This window comes from Chryseobacterium pennae (assembly GCF_003385515.1).
In the GTDB taxonomy this organism is placed as follows: domain Bacteria; phylum Bacteroidota; class Bacteroidia; order Flavobacteriales; family Weeksellaceae; genus Chryseobacterium; species Chryseobacterium pennae.
This window is the reverse complement of record NZ_QNVT01000002.1, coordinates 55921-71200: the sequence shown is the minus strand read 5'-3', so window position 1 is coordinate 71200 and position 15280 is coordinate 55921. Positions and strand designations below refer to the sequence as shown.

General features: G+C 33.8%; 19 protein-coding genes. 15 read left to right on the top strand and 4 right to left on the bottom strand.

Annotated features, from left to right (window positions below; translation table 11 throughout):
* Nucleotides 1-33 precede the first annotated feature (33 nt).
* Genes DRF65_RS02880 through DRF65_RS29220 form a run of 3 tightly spaced genes read left to right on the top strand, consistent with a single transcriptional unit; the run spans nt 34 to nt 1665 of the window.
* Nucleotides 34-1149: a hypothetical protein gene (locus tag DRF65_RS02880; protein ID WP_115968754.1), complete on the top strand. Its 1116-nt coding sequence runs from the start codon at nt 34-36 to the stop codon at nt 1147-1149.
* Nucleotides 1150-1171: 22 nt separating this feature from the next.
* Entirely contained in the window at nt 1172-1435 is a 264-nt protein-coding gene (locus tag DRF65_RS02875) for a DUF6882 domain-containing protein (RefSeq protein ID WP_115968753.1), read from the top strand.
* On the top strand, nt 1399-1665 hold the full coding sequence (locus tag DRF65_RS29220) for an SH3 domain-containing protein (RefSeq protein WP_115969160.1): 267 nt from the start codon (nt 1399-1401) through the stop codon (nt 1663-1665). Before DRF65_RS02875 ends, DRF65_RS29220 begins: the two co-directional genes overlap by 37 nt.
* Before the next feature lie 32 nt (nt 1666-1697).
* Here the strand turns inward: DRF65_RS29220 and DRF65_RS02865 are convergent, their stop codons facing one another.
* Nucleotides 1698-1916 carry a glyceraldehyde-3-phosphate dehydrogenase gene (locus DRF65_RS02865; RefSeq protein WP_115968752.1) on the bottom strand — a complete coding sequence of 73 codons (219 nt, stop codon included), beginning with the start codon at nt 1914-1916 and terminating at the stop codon, nt 1698-1700.
* 285 nt (nt 1917-2201) lie between these two features.
* On the opposite strand from DRF65_RS02865, the gene yddG reads away from it, so the two are divergent.
* The gene (gene yddG / locus DRF65_RS02860; protein WP_115968751.1) at nt 2202-3113 is read left to right on the top strand and encodes an aromatic amino acid DMT transporter YddG; all 912 of its coding nucleotides are present in this window, start codon (nt 2202-2204) and stop codon (nt 3111-3113) included.
* 231 nt (nt 3114-3344) lie between these two features.
* Here the strand turns inward: yddG and DRF65_RS02855 are convergent, their stop codons facing one another.
* Entirely contained in the window at nt 3345-4028 is a 684-nt protein-coding gene (locus tag DRF65_RS02855) for a hypothetical protein (protein WP_123947263.1), read from the bottom strand.
* A 389-nt stretch (nt 4029-4417) separates the two neighbouring features.
* Between DRF65_RS02855 and DRF65_RS02845 the strand changes: the two genes are divergently transcribed.
* Nucleotides 4418-4786 carry a hypothetical protein gene (locus tag DRF65_RS02845; protein WP_115968748.1) on the top strand — a complete coding sequence of 123 codons (369 nt, stop codon included), beginning with the start codon at nt 4418-4420 and terminating at the stop codon, nt 4784-4786.
* A gap of 34 nt (nt 4787-4820) precedes the next feature.
* Here DRF65_RS02845 and DRF65_RS02840 read toward each other — a convergent pair whose 3' ends face one another.
* Nucleotides 4821-5456 (bottom strand): hypothetical protein, encoded by a 636-nt coding sequence (locus tag DRF65_RS02840; RefSeq protein ID WP_115968747.1) that lies wholly within the window; start codon nt 5454-5456, stop codon nt 4821-4823.
* 152 nt (nt 5457-5608) lie between these two features.
* Between DRF65_RS02840 and DRF65_RS02835 the strand changes: the two genes are divergently transcribed.
* The 3 genes from DRF65_RS02835 to DRF65_RS02825 all read left to right on the top strand — a co-directional run bounded on the left by DRF65_RS02835 (nt 5609) and on the right by DRF65_RS02825 (nt 7006).
* The gene (locus DRF65_RS02835) at nt 5609-6181 is read left to right on the top strand and encodes a C40 family peptidase (RefSeq protein ID WP_115968746.1); all 573 of its coding nucleotides are present in this window, start codon (nt 5609-5611) and stop codon (nt 6179-6181) included.
* 8 nt (nt 6182-6189) lie between these two features.
* Complete coding sequence (locus DRF65_RS02830) at nt 6190-6516, top strand: LytR/AlgR family response regulator transcription factor (protein WP_115968745.1); 327 nt, start codon at nt 6190-6192, stop codon at nt 6514-6516.
* 112 nt (nt 6517-6628) lie between these two features.
* Complete coding sequence (locus DRF65_RS02825) at nt 6629-7006, top strand: DUF2255 family protein (RefSeq protein ID WP_115968744.1); 378 nt, start codon at nt 6629-6631, stop codon at nt 7004-7006.
* 242 nt (nt 7007-7248) lie between these two features.
* On the opposite strand, the gene DRF65_RS02820 is transcribed toward DRF65_RS02825, so the two are convergent.
* The gene (locus DRF65_RS02820; protein WP_115968743.1) at nt 7249-8421 is read right to left on the bottom strand and encodes an MFS transporter; all 1173 of its coding nucleotides are present in this window, start codon (nt 8419-8421) and stop codon (nt 7249-7251) included.
* An 88-nt stretch (nt 8422-8509) separates the two neighbouring features.
* On the opposite strand from DRF65_RS02820, the gene DRF65_RS02815 reads away from it, so the two are divergent.
* From DRF65_RS02815 to DRF65_RS02785, 7 genes are all read left to right on the top strand, one after another.
* The gene (locus tag DRF65_RS02815; protein WP_115969158.1) at nt 8510-9358 is read left to right on the top strand and encodes an AraC family transcriptional regulator; all 849 of its coding nucleotides are present in this window, start codon (nt 8510-8512) and stop codon (nt 9356-9358) included.
* A 203-nt stretch (nt 9359-9561) separates the two neighbouring features.
* Nucleotides 9562-10173, top strand: a complete 612-nt coding sequence (locus DRF65_RS02810) for a methyltransferase family protein (protein ID WP_115968742.1) — start codon at nt 9562-9564, stop codon at nt 10171-10173.
* An 83-nt stretch (nt 10174-10256) separates the two neighbouring features.
* Entirely contained in the window at nt 10257-11069 is an 813-nt protein-coding gene (locus tag DRF65_RS02805; protein ID WP_068943197.1) for a 2,3,4,5-tetrahydropyridine-2,6-dicarboxylate N-succinyltransferase, read from the top strand.
* A gap of 31 nt (nt 11070-11100) precedes the next feature.
* Entirely contained in the window at nt 11101-12270 is a 1170-nt protein-coding gene (locus tag DRF65_RS02800; RefSeq protein WP_115968741.1) for a glycosyltransferase family 87 protein, read from the top strand.
* Between the two features lie 3 nt (nt 12271-12273).
* Entirely contained in the window at nt 12274-13203 is a 930-nt protein-coding gene (locus DRF65_RS02795) for a glycosyltransferase family 2 protein (RefSeq protein ID WP_115968740.1), read from the top strand.
* On the top strand, nt 13204-13980 hold the full coding sequence (locus tag DRF65_RS02790) for a polysaccharide deacetylase family protein (RefSeq protein WP_115968739.1): 777 nt from the start codon (nt 13204-13206) through the stop codon (nt 13978-13980).
* A complete protein-coding gene (locus tag DRF65_RS02785) occupies nt 13977-15074 on the top strand; it encodes a glycosyltransferase family 4 protein (RefSeq protein ID WP_115968738.1) in 1098 nt (365 codons plus the stop codon). Before DRF65_RS02790 ends, DRF65_RS02785 begins: the two co-directional genes overlap by 4 nt.
* Nucleotides 15075-15280: the final 206 nt, after the last annotated feature.

Here is a 15280-nt window from a genome sequence, read left to right as displayed (position 1 = left end):
ATTGGGTTAATAATAAAACCTTAAAATAAAGTAATGAAATATTTAATCTATTTATTAATCAGTACTTTTTCAATATTTAGTTGTCAAAAAAATAACAAGAAAGAAGGTCTTCAATCATCTGAAAAACTCTCAACAGAGTCAAAAAATTATTTAAACATTAAAATTAATAATGATTTGAATGTATCAATTGGTGAGCTAACATCGATAGATGAAAGCATTAATGAAGACTATGAAGTTATAAACAAGCATGATACAATCTATATTACTAAGCAATTTTTAGAGTCAGATAATATTGATGGAAAAAACATAAAAGTTCTAAGTAATCATAAGACTGATATTAATGTAAAATATAATGTTGGTTTTAATTTTATGGGGAATGAAAAAGAATCAAATTATTTACCTATAAATTATACTATTTCAAAAAAAATAAATTCTGGATCAATTCTTCCCTTATTTGAAAAGATTTACAATGATATGGGGTTTCAAAATTTTGTAAAAACGAATAAACAAAAAATTTATAATCAATCATATAATACTTTTATAAAATATTACGGAAGCATGACAGAGAATGATTTGAAATCCTGTTGTCCTGCAGACTATGAAAATTATTCCAAGATTAAAAAAATAGATAATAATCATCTACTTAGCTTAGATTTAGAAAAAGATCTGATTACGGTTCCAGATTATAAATCTATAATCATTGATATTAAAGATCTTGATTCCTCAAAAAATTATGTAGTAGTATTTAAAAAAGATAATGAAAAAGTAGAAGACTTATCTACGAACTCAACGATAACACAAAAAATAAATTGGGATGGTATTTACTGGCTTTATCCTTATAAGATTGACAGCGAAAAACAAGGAAACTACTACATAAATATTTCTAAGGATAATAATGAATTTGGATTTAGTGGAGATATTCAATTTAATTATAAAATTAACTACAAATCCACAGACAATAAGTTATATATTTTTGATAATAATCAATCTGCTATAGATCCTTTAGCGTTTATCTACAAAGAAAAAGATAAGTATTATATAAAAAGTGATTTGATAAAAATGGAACGTACCGATTTAAAAGAAACTAAAAACGGCTATCCAATACGTTGGGCAAAATCGAGTGATGATGTTCCAGACACTCCCCAGTAATTAAGAGAATAGTAAACACAAAATGAATTACGAACAATACAACAAGCAAAGTTTTGATAATTTAATTCAGATTCAAGAGAAGTTCAAAGAAACTTTTGAAGTTGATTCGTATGCAAACTGGTTTTATGACGATGAAACAGAACTTTTAAGGTTATACAACAATGATGAAGATGAGATATATTTTAAATATGTTTCTGTAGGAACTTACTCTTTAAAATCAGAAACATGGATGTGGAGCTGGTTTAATAAATATTCCATTTTAATCAAAATATTCAAAACACATTAAAAGGATATATAATTAATTCCGAAAAAACAGCCAGCCAGTCTTCAGCTATCATAATTGACCTAGATGGTTATACCAATTTAAGAAAAGATAAAAACACATCTTCAGAGATTTTACAAAAAATAAAATCAGGAGAACATATAGAAGTTTTAGATAATGCAAGAGATTGGTTCTTAGTAAAGACTAAAGAAGAAAAAGAAGGGTATATTCATAAGAGCAGGCTCAAAAAATAAAGCCCCTTAAATAGAGGCATTTATTAGAATATTTAAGGGGTAACTTTATCAATGATTGTAATAAAACTATTCTTCAAAAGTTCCGAGGGGTAAATGAGTTGTTCTCCTTTATCGTTTCTTACAACTATAGCTGCCTGTTCATTGTTTAAACATCTGTCAATCTGTTCCTGCATTTCATTAAGCCTTCCGGGAGCCACATCCAATATATATTTTCCTGTAACATGGGTTATCTGAACGAGTTTTTCTTTCATGATTAAAAATTTAATTCTTTCAAAGATAACTTTTTTCCCTTAACTAAAGGGGCATCATTGGAGTAGAAATGGATTAAAAATAACAAACAGAAACTGACAGATCATTTTTACTTTTTTGTAGTTTTATGAAGGTAGTCCTTTTTGCCTTTTTGCCTGTGCTTATAGGATATAATAAAAAAGAAATTTAGCGTGATTCTGTTCATACTGAAGAAATAAAGTAATTGGAAATCGTTAATTTTGAGGACAACTGAGGACGTATTCAATTATAAAAGACAAAAACATTCTATGACCCAACAGACCAGAGCCACAGCTATCGGATTTTGTGCTATTTTACTGTGGGCCTCCATTGTGGGGCTTATCAAAGAAGTAAGTCATTCCTTTGGAGCGACAGTAGGTGCAGCCTTAATTTATACTGTGGCTTCTATATTTTTACTTTTCACTATGAAATGGATTCCGTTATCAAAATTTCCAAAAAAATATTTGATATATGGAGGGCTGCTTATGGTTTCATATGAGCTTTGTCTGGCCCTTTCCATAGGATATTCTAATAATAGTAAACAGGCTATTGAAGTCGGAATGGTCAATTATCTTTGGCCTACATTCACCATGGTGGCAACCATTCTTTTTACCGGTAAAAAAGCAAACTGGCTCATTGTGCCGGGAATCATTCTTTCTATGTTGGGAATCGTCTGGGTATTGGGTGGTGAGCAGGGACTGGATATTAGTCAAATGTTTGCCAATATAAAAACCAATCCGCTGAGTTATGGATTGGCTTTTATAGGAGCTCTGTTATGGGCTGCTTATTGCGTGGTAACCGTTCGTATCGCAAATGGAGTAAACGGAATAACATTATTTTTTATGATGGTAGCTGTTGCTTTATGGATAAAATATTTAATAATAGGTGATTCAGTGAATATAGAAATTAATTTTTCTTCAATTGTATACCTCTTGCTTGCCGCATGTGCAATGGGATTTGGATATGCGGCCTGGAATATCGGAATTCTTGGTGGAAATGTTACGATTTTAACGGGGGCATCCTATTTTATTCCGGTTTTGTCTTCGGTACTGTCGTCAGTTCTTTTATCTACATCATTAGGATTGTCTTTCTGGCAGGGAGCTTTAATGGTTTGTGCAGGCTCCGTACTTTGCTGGCTGGCAACAAAAAAATCTACTGTCAAGAATTATAGCAGTTCTTAACCCTATCGCACAAGCTGAATATTTTCGATTTCCTTATTCATAAGGATAAGATTTAAGTCTTCATCGTAATCAGCATTCCATGTAGTTAATTTGCATAATTAATCTAATTGTATTTATAGGTGAAATTGAATGCATAATGGTTTAATAAATCATAATTTTATTTAATAAAAGAAACCCCAGAGAAAGAATGATTTTCTCTGGGGTATATATTAGTTCACACTGAATCCTTTACTATAAACTTTTTGAACGAGCTATAGAAAGAAGGTATACCAGGTGGGCATACATGTTTCTTTTTACAGATTCTATTTTTATATCTCCGGTTGTCTGGTTAATGGTTGTTATCAGATCCGTATTACACTGCCCGTTAAAGTTTCCGCTTCCTAAATAATTTACAGAATTAGCACCCGGATAGGAGATTCTCGGGTAGTCTGGTGCCGTTTGGTTAGCCACAGCAGTAGCATTTGAAAACCCTTTATTATCAACATATCGGGCAGACCATGAACCTAAGAATTGTCCGTTACTTGTATTAATACCTTGTACCACTACAACTTGTGTGTCTACGGGATTGGTAAATCCTGAACAAGAGGTATAATGATTTAAAGAAACAGTACAGGAAGAAGCATTGTCTCCAGGTTGAAAGCATTTTCCTTCATATACGGTGAATCTTTGCTCAGTGGATGACATGGAAGTATTTAATAAAGCTTTAGGAGAAAAAATTTCTTCAGGAGAAATTAATGTCAGAACCCCCTGTGCATTAGCAGCAACGATTTTATTTTCAGGATTTGAAAGTCCTCTTACTCTTACCAACCCGTTAACGTCCAACGTGTTTGTAGGAGACGTTGTATTGATTCCTACTTGGGCACTTGCGAAACTACACAAAGCAAGTGCTGACAAAAAAAAAGTCTTTGTTTTCATGGTATTATTTAAATACGTTAAAATTTTTCACTAAGGTAAGAAATATGTGTGAATGGAGTATAAAAAACTAATTAAAAATCTTTTATATCTAAATTTATATTACAATATATGTTTATTGATGAAAATTTTAAACAAAGGTTTTTGAACAATAACTCAAAAATTTAGCTTCTCTGTTTTGTTTGAAAAATATTTGTATTTTAGCCAAAATATGTTGTTTTTTAATAAACATATTGTCTCCTGATTAGAATTCAGATAATTTGAATGAAAAAATTAGTAGATTTGCACGGAATAAAAAATAATAAATATTAAGCTCATTCTCTGGAACAAAGTGTGTCTAATGCAATGTAATAGAGAATAACAGGATTTTAGGTTATAAAACTACTGAAACTATGAAGAAACTTTTTTTACTTTTACTAACGGCATTTTTATTTATCGGTTGCAGCTCTGATGATGACACTATCTATGATTATGTAGGAACATGGTCCGGAACATACGAAGGTGGTGATAAAGGAGTATGGAATTTTGTAGTGGATAAATCAGGAAAAGTATCAGGAACGATGCATTCCGAAGTTAGTAATGACAACTATAATATTTCAGGTAATCTGAGTAATACAGGAGATCTGATTGGAACAGTAGGTCTTCCGTCAAAAGGAGAATTCAAAGGAAAACTTAATCCGGATAAAAAAGGAAACGGAAGCTGGTCAAATACCCTGCCAACTCCGGCACAATACGGAACCTGGAAAGGAGACAAAAAATAACAGAAAAAGCCTGCAGTTTTGCAGGCTTTTTTATTTATACAAATCCCATCCGGGAAATTTCACCATTTTCATTTTTCAGTATTATAAAATAAAGTATAAAACCATCCTGTGAAAAATACTTTTTAAAAGCTATCTGATGCTGACCCAAAATGAGGTCTTCTTCAGTTTTCTCAACAGTATAATTCTCTGAATTCAGGTTTATGGTAATGATTATCGCTTTTCCTGCCTCAGCATTTTCTTTTATACGCAGAGTGTAATCCTGACGTTGAACTTCTAAGGCTACATTTTTTATTTCTCCAAACTGAAAGGTTGTAAGGAGTTTCTTTCCTTCTTCAGTTTTAAGTCCGTTCTCAACGGTCCGTTTTCCTTTCTCAGAAATAGTATCCAAATCCTTTATTTCAGTCATCAGTTTTGCAAATTTCTGGTAGAGTAGGGTATCACCTGTTTCTTTCAGGTAAAGATCTATGCTTTTTCTGATGATCTTTCCCATTTTTGAACAATGTCCGAATTCAGAACTGTTCTGTCTTACCTTTTCATAAGACGGATCCTTTTTAAAGGCCGTTTTATTGAACCCGCTTTTCTTCCGAACCACATTTTTTCCATTCAGAGTATAAAAAACCAGGTCACCCACAGCTCCTTTGATCTTAATTAAACTTTCATATGTTGCCATATTCCAAAATTGAACTCAAATATAGCAATAAATAACGGAAATTCAAATTTTAACATATATTTATAATATAGTTGTAGTATAGTTATACTATAATTAAAATATAAAATGTATATTTGTACATCAATCGTTAATCAAGTAAAAATCAGACGAATATGGGATCAGGATTATTTGAAAAAAAATTGAGCATAAAGCAGCTTTCTGTATTGCTGATTGCATCTGCTTTTGTAGTGTCTTGTGGAAGCTCAAAAAAAGTATCTTCCAGCAGGAAATCAGGTTCTAAAACGGTGGTGAAATCCGAAAATCTAAGGAAGCTGGATTCTAAATTTGATGGAAATGTTTCAAGATCCATTAATGATGTATTAAAAGATGCTGAAAAATACCTTGGAACTCCGTACAGATTTGGGGGGAATACCTCTTCAGGTTTTGACTGTTCAGGATTTACCGTAAAGGTTTTTGAAGAAAACGAATTTAACCTTCCAAGAAGATCTTCTGATCAGGCTGAAACAGGAAGAAATATTGACATTAGAGATGTAAAGCCCGGAGATTTGTTGTTTTTTGCAACAGCGGGCGGAAGCAGGGTTTCCCATGTAGGAATTGTTCATGATATTGGCCCGGACGGAGAAGTGAAATTCATCCATGCTTCCACTTCAAAAGGAGTTGTTATTTCATCCCTGAACGAAAAATATTGGAATAAGGCTTACCTTCATGCCCAAAGAGTCTTATAATAGTTTCCATGGAGAACCGGACATTTGCTTTTATCAAAACAGACAAAAAACTGGTAAAGCTTTTTTTTAAAGATATCGTTGTCTTCAAAGGCCTTGGAAACTATGTCGAAGTTCATACCATAGACGAGAAAAGATATATTTATTATCGGACACTTAAAGATCTTATTGAAAGCCTGCCGGATGAATTCATGCGAGTTCATAACTCATATATTGTGAACCTTACTAATATTGATTCTTTTGAGGATAATCAGCTTGTATGTGGGAATTTAAAAATTACCGTTGCCAAAAGCTATAAAGATTGCCTCCTCAATACCATCAGTAAAATGATGCTTTAAAAATCAATCTGCATATACAAATATACCATACACATCTTATTTCTATCCCTCTGTATAAAAAGTTTTTATTCAATACTTACTAATCATAGTTTTACAGAAACTTATTAGCAAAATGAATAAAAACAAAGCACTGGATTATATTAAAACTAATAATCTTATCGGAATAAAAGCAGGATCAGAAAGACCTGATTTTCTGGAGATCTGGATGGTCGTAGTTCAAAACCGAATTTTTGCCAGATCATGGGGACTTGCTGAAAGAAGCTGGTATAATACTTTTTTGAAAAGCTCAGTAGGACAGATCAAATGTGATGATGAAATATATACCATTAAAGCAATAGTTTCTGAAGATATAGAGCAATTAACCGACAAGATTAACCGGGCTTACCTTACAAAATATAATTTCGGGAGAAACCGAAAATATGCAATGGGAATCATTGAAGAAAAACATATTGAGAGGACGATGGAGTTTATTATTGATGATGTAAAATAAAGAGAATCTAAATATTTCATAATAGCATAATAAATCAATAGGATAGATAATAGCTCTGTAGGGTCGAAGTTTAATCCGTTTTGAGAATGATTTATCATATTCAATAGGAACGGACTTTAGTCCATGTAATCAATAAAACAAATCAATTCCATTGGCTTTAGCCAAAACATAACAAAAAAAGCAACTCTTTCCGGAGAGGAGTTGCTTTCATTTGTAAAATAAGCTCTTTGTATAGATTAAGTTTACTCACAAGCAGAAGTTACAAGTTCGATTTTCTCCTTTTCTAAAATGTCTTTTGGGAAAGAAAAGAAACTTAGTAAGAATGTAGCTGAAAGAAGTAGAACACTTACCGAAAGGACATACTGAACTCCATAATAAGCACTGACTATTCCTCCAAGAAAGGCACCCAGTGAAATTCCAATATTAAAAGAGGATGTAAGTAAGCTGTTCACAAATTCCAACGCATGATGAGGAATGTTTTGCGTGGTTCGGATATTTGAAACCAAAAAACCTCCTGTATGAATCATTCCCCAGAAAGACACAATGATAACCATCGGAATAAAAACTCCACCCATGAAGTAAGCCAGAACCTGTACTGAAATCAACAGCAGTAAAAACAACCTTGAGGTGAGTTTTACATTTCTGCTTAAAGCTATTCCCATGAGCCAGTTACCGAGAGTTCCCATCCCTCCGAAAAGAAGAAGCATAATGCTGATCTGGGCTCCATTCATTCTGGTGATTTCTTCCAGATAAGCAGTAAGATAGGTGTAACTGGAGAACATAGCGGCTAAAGTGCCAATAGTAGATATAAGATTCATCCACAAGAAAGGATTTTTCAATATGGTTAATTGATTCTGTCCAGATTTTTCTTTTTCTGCAGGTATAGAGGGAATAAAAACCAATAACCCGATAAATGCAATTAAGCTGATGCCACTGCTCAGAAAAAATGAAGCTTTCCAATCGTGAAAGAGGTCAGCTGCATAGGTCGTCATCGGAATACCGAGAACTGTGGCAAGACTCAGTCCCAGCATGACGGTAGAAACTCCTTTTGCACCCTTTTTCTTAAATGCAATAGCAATGGAAATATTCCAGAAAAGTGGATGTAATATTGCTGGTAATATTCGGGCAATCATAAGCATCGTAAAGTTTGTAGAAAAAGCAGATATAATATTGGATAGTACAAATATGCTCATTACAAGGCATAGGAGAAACTTACGGTTTATTTTGCTGGTGAAAGAGGTGATAAAAGGAGAAGACACAGCGACAGTAATGGCAAAAGCGCTCAATAACCATCCAGCTGTATCAATTGATACCCCAAATTGTCTGCTGATGGTAGGAAGAATACCTACAACACCAAATTCAGTAGTAATAATGCCAAAAGCTCCAAGCGCCAGGACATAGATTGATCTTTTCATTGATTTTAAAAATTTTGATGTAGCAAATTTGGACAGAAAAAATGTAAAAAATCAGTATATTTTAATGATAAATAAGTACTTTTATCACATGAAAAGAGAGAATATAGATCAATTGGTTAAAGTTGAATATTATGAAACTGAAAATTGCCCCTTAAAAGGTATTCAATTCTCGTTTTTTCAGATTATATATGTCATTTCCGGAAAAGGTTCTTTTGTAATCAATGACAATATTGCTTCTTATACTAAAGGGAGCCTGTTATTACTGACTCCTGAAGATAAGCATCACTTGGAAATTAAAGAAAGAACAGAGCTTTTACTCGTAAAGTTCAGTGAGCGTTATGTAAAAGATTATAAATGGAATAACATTAATTCAATAGGATGCCTGCTGTATGGAGCATCTTATCTTTCCGGATGTATTTTGCAGAATAAACCGGATGTTGTTCTGGTGGAATCAATTGCTTCTTCACTTCTTCATGGGATTCATCATCCCGATATTTATCAGGAAGAACTGACGCTGCATTATGTGAATGCTTTAATTGTGATTGCTGCAAGAAATATATCAAAAATGCGGATTGAACATGTGGCTTCCAACACTGATAAAAGAATTGTTGAAATCATTGATTATATTCAAGGTAATATTCACGATCCGGCCCTTTTAAAAGTCTCTGTAATCGCTCAGAAATTTGGGTTGTCTGAAACTTATCTCGGCAGCTACTTTAAAAATCACAGCGGAGAAACGATTACCCACTATATTCTGAATTATAAATTGAGACTAATTGAACACCGCCTTCTTTTCAGTGATATGAGAGTTAATGAGATTGTTACTGAATTCGGTTTTTCCGATGAAAGTCATCTGAATAAATTTTTTAAAAAGCAGCATAACATGAGCTTGACAGAGTTTAAAAAGCGCAAGTCTATATCTAAATCTAAGGTTTAAATAAACGTATTTAATGTTTTGTAATATAATGTTTTAGTTTGTATTATTAAAAGCTGTATTTAGCCCAAAATTCAATACATGCGGCGATTGTACAAAATGTACCGTTTTGTGCCGGATAAAGGTTGTAATGATTATTTCTGTACAGTAATTATTGCAATAGTATTGCATGGTAAAATCCTTGAAATTTGTCACAAAAACAAACCATGACAGATTTTATCAGATTCTTTATCCCTATTTATTTTATCCTGTTTTTTTTAGTTTCATTTCTCGGAATCAGCATTGCTGTAGCTAAAAAAATAGGGAAGAACCCTAATGTTTTACCAAAAGATGATTCTGCTTATGCATTGGTAGGGTTGTATTTTAAGCTTGTTTTAATGGGTTTATTCATGTATACATCACTGCTTTTATTATTTCCGGATATAATAATGGATGCGTTCAAAATATCTGTTTTAGATTCTGATGTATTTCAGTATATCGGCATTGCATTAATGATATTTTCTTTTATATGGGTGATTGTGGCTCAGCTTTATATGAAGGATTCATGGCGAATCGGGATTGATGATAAGTTGAAAACTAAGCTCATCACCAATGGTGTATTTTCCTTTTCCAGAAACCCTGTCTTTTTAGGAATGACAGTAAGTCTTATAGGATTCTTCCTCCTTCTTCCTACAATGATTTCTCTGATATTTTTCTTGACAGGAAATATTTTGATACAGGTTCAGATACGCCTTGAAGAGGATCATTTATTAAAACAACACGGAGAAACCTATGAGACTTATAAAAAGAGGGTTGGACGTATGCTGAGTCTTTATTAAAAGCATAAACTTAAAAATCGTTTTGCTGAACTTTTTTGTATCTTTGGCGGGTATAATTTTTCAAACTAATTTAAATAAGAAACATGTCGTTACAACAAACTATTGAAAACATCTGGGATAATAGAGAGCTATTACAAAATGAAGACAGCCAGAAAGCGATCAGAGAGGTTATTTCTTTATTAGATTCCGGAGAACTTCGTGTAGCTGAACCTACGGAAAACGGTTGGCAGGTAAATGAATGGGTGAAGAAAGCAGTAGTAATGTATTTCCCGATCCAGAAAATGGAAACTATTGAAGTAGGTCCGTTTGAATTCCATGACAAGATTCCTTTAAAGAAAAATTATGCGGAAAAAGGAGTAAGAGTAGTTCCTCATGCCATTGCGAGAGAAGGTTCTTTCGTAGCTTCAGGAGTAATTATGATGCCATCTTACGTAAACATTGGGGCTTATGTAGATTCAGGAACAATGGTAGATACTTGGGCAACAGTTGGAAGCTGTGCACAGATCGGTAAAAACGTTCACCTGAGTGGTGGTGTAGGAATCGGTGGTGTACTTGAGCCATTACAGGCTGCTCCGGTAATCATTGAAGATGACTGTTTCATCGGTTCGAGATGTATCGTTGTAGAAGGAGTACATGTAGAAAGAGAAGCGGTATTGGGAGCGAATGTTGTATTAACGGCTTCTACAAAAATCATTGACGTAACAGGAAGTGAGCCAATCGAAATTAAAGGAAGAGTTCCTGCCCGTTCTGTAGTAATTCCTGGAAGCTATACAAAACAGTATCCTGCGGGAGAGTATCAGGTTCCATGCGCATTGATCATTGGTCAGAGAAAAGAATCTACAGATAAAAAGACATCTCTTAATGATGCTTTGAGGGAGAATAATGTAGCTGTTTAAGATTAAGTTTTTAAACTAATACCAACCTATTTTGAAAGAAAAATTTCTTAACATACTTTTAAACCCTAAATATATATTTGGGGTTTATATTATTGTAGCCATAGCTACTGCACTTTCTAAATTTTCCAGAGGATATCAGGCAATTAATAACTATTTGATTTTCAAAGGAGTATTTTTCAATACTCTTGATGAGAAAAATCTGTATTTACAGTATCCTGAGCGTTATTCTGATATGAATCATTATGGCATTTTTTTCAGTTTACTGATCGCTCCTTTTGCGGTAATGCCTGACTGGATGGGAATTGCCTTATGGAATGTCGCCAACACAGCCATTTTCCTGTATGCGATTCATAAGCTTCCATTTTCAGATCCTAAGAAGGCACTTTTTGCCTTGTTATGTCTGCAGGAATACATTACTGCTGCTGTAAGTTTACAGTTCAATATTGCTTTAGTAGGGCTTCTAATGTTATCTGCCATATTTATTTATGAAAGAAAAGAAGTACAGTCTGCTACAGCCATTGTAATTGGGATTTTTGTAAAACTTTACGGGATTGTAGGGTTATCTCAGTTTTTCTTTATCAAAAACAAGGTTAAATTTATTCTTTCGGGAATTGTCATTGCCGCAGTATGTTTATGTATTCCGATGATCTATTCCAGTCCGCAGTTCGTGATTCAGAGTTATTCTGACTGGGCAACATCTCTGATTTCAAAAAACAATGATAATCAGGTGCTGGGAAATATGCAGGATATATCACTGATGGGGTTTGTAAGAAGAATTCTGGGGGATGCGTCCATTTCAAATCTTACCTTTTTAGCTTTTGGTGTTCCTTTATTTGCATTGCCGTATATCAGAATAAAACAGTATAAGAACTATGCATTTCAGTTGATGATTCTGGCTTCTACATTACTCTTTTTAGTATTGTTCAGTTCAGGTTCAGAATCACCAACGTATATTATTGCGGTGGCAGGAGTCATGATATGGTTTACTCTTCAGAAAGAAAAAACACCATTCATTATTGGATTACTGGTGTTTGTTATCATTCTGACCTGTTTTTCACCATCGGATTTATTCCCGAAATTTATCAAGCAAAATTATATCATTAAATATTCTTTGAAAGCCGTACCTTGTATCGTCGTTTGGTTGAGAGTTATTTACGAATTAACAACCAAAGATTTCGAAAAGGATTACACTTTAAATTAAGGTATGAAGAAAATTTCTATTGTCATTCCTGCTCATAATGAAGAAGGCAACGTTGCTTTAGTTCATGAAAAAATAAAAGAAGTTTTTTCAGAACTGGAGAATTATGATTTTGAAATCATCTTTGTGAATGATGGAAGCAGAGACAATACACAAGAGAAGTTGGAAGAACTGTCCGGCAAATATAAAGAAGTAAAATTTATTGAATTCTCCAGAAACTTCGGACATCAGCCAGCTGTAAAAGCAGGAATGGATTGTGCAGATGGAAACGCCGTTATTTCAATGGATGGCGATCTTCAGCATCCTCCTGAGCTGATCCCTGAAATGATTCAGAAATGGGAAGAAGGGTATGATATTGTGTATACGGTAAGAACCTATCCCAAACAGATTTCTTATTTTAAAAGGAAGACTTCTGATGTGTTCTATAAGCTTTTGTCCAGTCTTTCAGATGTGAACCTTACCAAAGGAGGCGGATCTGATTTCAGACTGATGGATGCCAATGCCGTAGAGGCGATGAGAAGCTTTAAAGAAGATGACCTGTTCCTGAGAGGTCTAACCAGCTGGATGGGCTACAAACAAATCGGAATCGATTTTACAGCAGGAGAAAGAATAGCAGGAGAGAGCAGTTATAACCTGAAAAAAATGCTCAAATTTGCTTTTACAGGAATTACTGCATTTAGCGTAAAACCGCTTTATTTAGCAGCTTATCTGGGCTTTTTATTCTCAGTACTTTCAGTAATTGGATATCTTGCCTATGTTATTCATTCATTTGTGGTGCATACTGAGATCTCAGGCTGGGCATCGTTAATTATGACCATTGTGTTCTTTGGAGGTCTTCAGTTGATTATCCTGGGAATCATTGGTATCTATTTAGGTAAGATCTTTAAACAGGTTAAAGAAAGACCTAATTATATTATAAAAAACAAAAATTTTTAAATGGTTTTATTAAGTTTTGATATCGAGGAGTTCGACATGCCTTTAGAATATAAAGGAGAAATTTCTTTCGATAAACAAATCTCTATATCTCAGCACGGACTTGAAAATATTTTAAATATTCTAAAAAAATACGGAGCAAAAGCGACCTTTTTTTCTACTGTAGTCTTTGCTGAAAACAGTAAACATCTTATTGAAAGGTTGCTTAATGAAGGGCACGAACTGGCTTCTCATACCTGGTTTCATTCAGAATTTGAAAATAAACACCTGAAAGAATCAAGAGAAAGGCTGGAAGAATTATTTTCCACAAAAGTGACCGGATTAAGAATGCCGAGAATGATGCCGGTAGATGAAAAAGAAGTGGAGAAGGCAGGATATTCATACAATTCATCCGTTAATCCTACGTTTTTACCCGGAAGGTATAATAATCTTAAAGTATCAAGAACTTACTTCAAAGAAGGAAATGTAATGCAGGTTCCTGCATCTGTATCGCCTAATTTCAGAATTCCTTTATTCTGGCTAAGCTTTCACAACTTTCCTTTAGCTTTCTATAAAAAGTTAGCTGCTGATGTTTTGAAAAAAGATAACTATCTGAATATTTACTTCCATCCGTGGGAGTTTTCATCTATTAAGGATGAAGCATTTAAACTGCCTGGCTTTACCGTGAAAAATTCCGGACAGGATATGGTGGAAAGATTTGATACCTTTGTAGCATGGCTTAAAGAAAAAGGCCATACTTTTGGTACTTTTCAGGAATTTCAAAAACAGATACACGCATGAAAATTGCTTTTGACGCAAAACGTTTTTTCCATAACACCTCCGGACTGGGCAATTATTCAAGAGATCTGGTAAGGATTCTTTCACAATATGAGCCGGATAATGAATATCTGTTGCTCAACAAAAATAAATCTGAACGGGGAAAGGATATTCTTGGCCGCCCTAATGTTAAGTTTGTGGAAACCTCAAAAGGAAACTTTTCACGTCAGCTTAAAATGGGAAAAGATGCCCAGAAACTAGGAGCAGATATTTACCATGGTCTATCCGGTGAATTACCTTTGAAATGGGATCAGAAACCTATTAAAAAAATCGTTACCATCCATGATCTGATCTTTGTGAGATATCCGCAGTATTACTCCTTTTTTGACCGTAAAATCCACTTTTGGAAGTTTAAAAAGGCTGCTGAAATGGCAGATAAGATCATTGCAATTTCAGAACAGACCAAAAGAGATATTATTGAGTTTTTAAAAGTTCCTGAAAGCAAGATTGAAGTCATTTATCAGGGCTGTCATAAAGCGTTTAAAGAACAACAGTCTTCCGAACAGATTCAAGCAGCCAAAGATAAATTTAATCTTCCGGAAAGGTTTATTCTGAATGTAGGAACCATTGAAGACCGCAAGAACCTTCTGAATGTTGTAAAAGCGATCAGAGATACAGAAATTCCCTTGGTAGTCGTAGGAAAGAAGACCAAATATTATCAGAAAATAGAAAGCTTTCTGAAGAAAAACAAAATGGAAAAGCAAGTGCATTTTCTGGAAGGAGTTTCTATGGATGAATTGGCTGTAATCTACAAACTTGCTAATATTTTTGTATATCCAAGTTTCTTTGAAGGCTTCGGAATTCCTGTGATAGAGGCGCTTTTTTCAAAAACAGTAGTGGTAACAAGCAATACAAGCTGTCTTCCGGAAGCAGGGGGGAAAGATTCCGTCTATATTGATCCTAAAAATGATCTTGATATCAAGGCCAAGATAAAATTTTTGTGGGAAAATGAATCCGAAAGAAAACGCCGTGAGGAAAAGGGTTTTGAGTTTGTTCAGAAGTTCAATGATGAGCCCATTGCAAAAGCTCTGATGAATCTTTATCAAAAAATTATCTGAAAAAACTTTGCATTTTAAAAATAAATCCTACATTTGCATCATAATTCAATACAATGAAACCAATAATTTTAGCATTACATCATTATTATCATCATCTCTGTTAGGCGGAATTGATTGATATATGTTTGTGCTAAAATCAAAAATATTAAAAAAACCGTCTGAGTAAGTAGACGGTTTTTTTGTTTCCTGAATTCTCTTCAGAAATT

Coding starts and splice junctions, on each gene's coding strand:
- DRF65_RS02880 (WP_115968754.1), top strand. CDS start 34: ATGAAATATTTAATCTATTTATTAATCAGTACTTTTTCAATATTTAGT.
- DRF65_RS02835 (WP_115968746.1), top strand. CDS start 5,609: ATGGGATCAGGATTATTTGAAAAAAAATTGAGCATAAAGCAGCTTTCT.
- DRF65_RS02810 (WP_115968742.1), top strand. CDS start 9,562: ATGACAGATTTTATCAGATTCTTTATCCCTATTTATTTTATCCTGTTT.
- DRF65_RS02785 (WP_115968738.1), top strand. CDS start 13,977: ATGAAAATTGCTTTTGACGCAAAACGTTTTTTCCATAACACCTCCGGA.
- DRF65_RS02845 (WP_115968748.1), top strand. CDS start 4,418: ATGAAGAAACTTTTTTTACTTTTACTAACGGCATTTTTATTTATCGGT.
- DRF65_RS02875 (WP_115968753.1), top strand. CDS start 1,172: ATGAATTACGAACAATACAACAAGCAAAGTTTTGATAATTTAATTCAG.
- DRF65_RS02825 (WP_115968744.1), top strand. CDS start 6,629: ATGAATAAAAACAAAGCACTGGATTATATTAAAACTAATAATCTTATC.
- DRF65_RS02840 (WP_115968747.1), bottom strand. CDS start 5,456: ATGGCAACATATGAAAGTTTAATTAAGATCAAAGGAGCTGTGGGTGAC.
- DRF65_RS02805 (WP_068943197.1), top strand. CDS start 10,257: ATGTCGTTACAACAAACTATTGAAAACATCTGGGATAATAGAGAGCTA.
- DRF65_RS02865 (WP_115968752.1), bottom strand. CDS start 1,916: ATGAAAGAAAAACTCGTTCAGATAACCCATGTTACAGGAAAATATATA.
- DRF65_RS02790 (WP_115968739.1), top strand. CDS start 13,204: ATGGTTTTATTAAGTTTTGATATCGAGGAGTTCGACATGCCTTTAGAA.
- DRF65_RS02815 (WP_115969158.1), top strand. CDS start 8,510: ATGAAAAGAGAGAATATAGATCAATTGGTTAAAGTTGAATATTATGAA.
- DRF65_RS02855 (WP_123947263.1), bottom strand. CDS start 4,028: ATGAAAACAAAGACTTTTTTTTTGTCAGCACTTGCTTTGTGTAGTTTC.
- yddG (WP_115968751.1), top strand. CDS start 2,202: ATGACCCAACAGACCAGAGCCACAGCTATCGGATTTTGTGCTATTTTA.
- DRF65_RS02795 (WP_115968740.1), top strand. CDS start 12,274: ATGAAGAAAATTTCTATTGTCATTCCTGCTCATAATGAAGAAGGCAAC.
- DRF65_RS02830 (WP_115968745.1), top strand. CDS start 6,190: ATGGAGAACCGGACATTTGCTTTTATCAAAACAGACAAAAAACTGGTA.
- DRF65_RS02820 (WP_115968743.1), bottom strand. CDS start 8,421: ATGAAAAGATCAATCTATGTCCTGGCGCTTGGAGCTTTTGGCATTATT.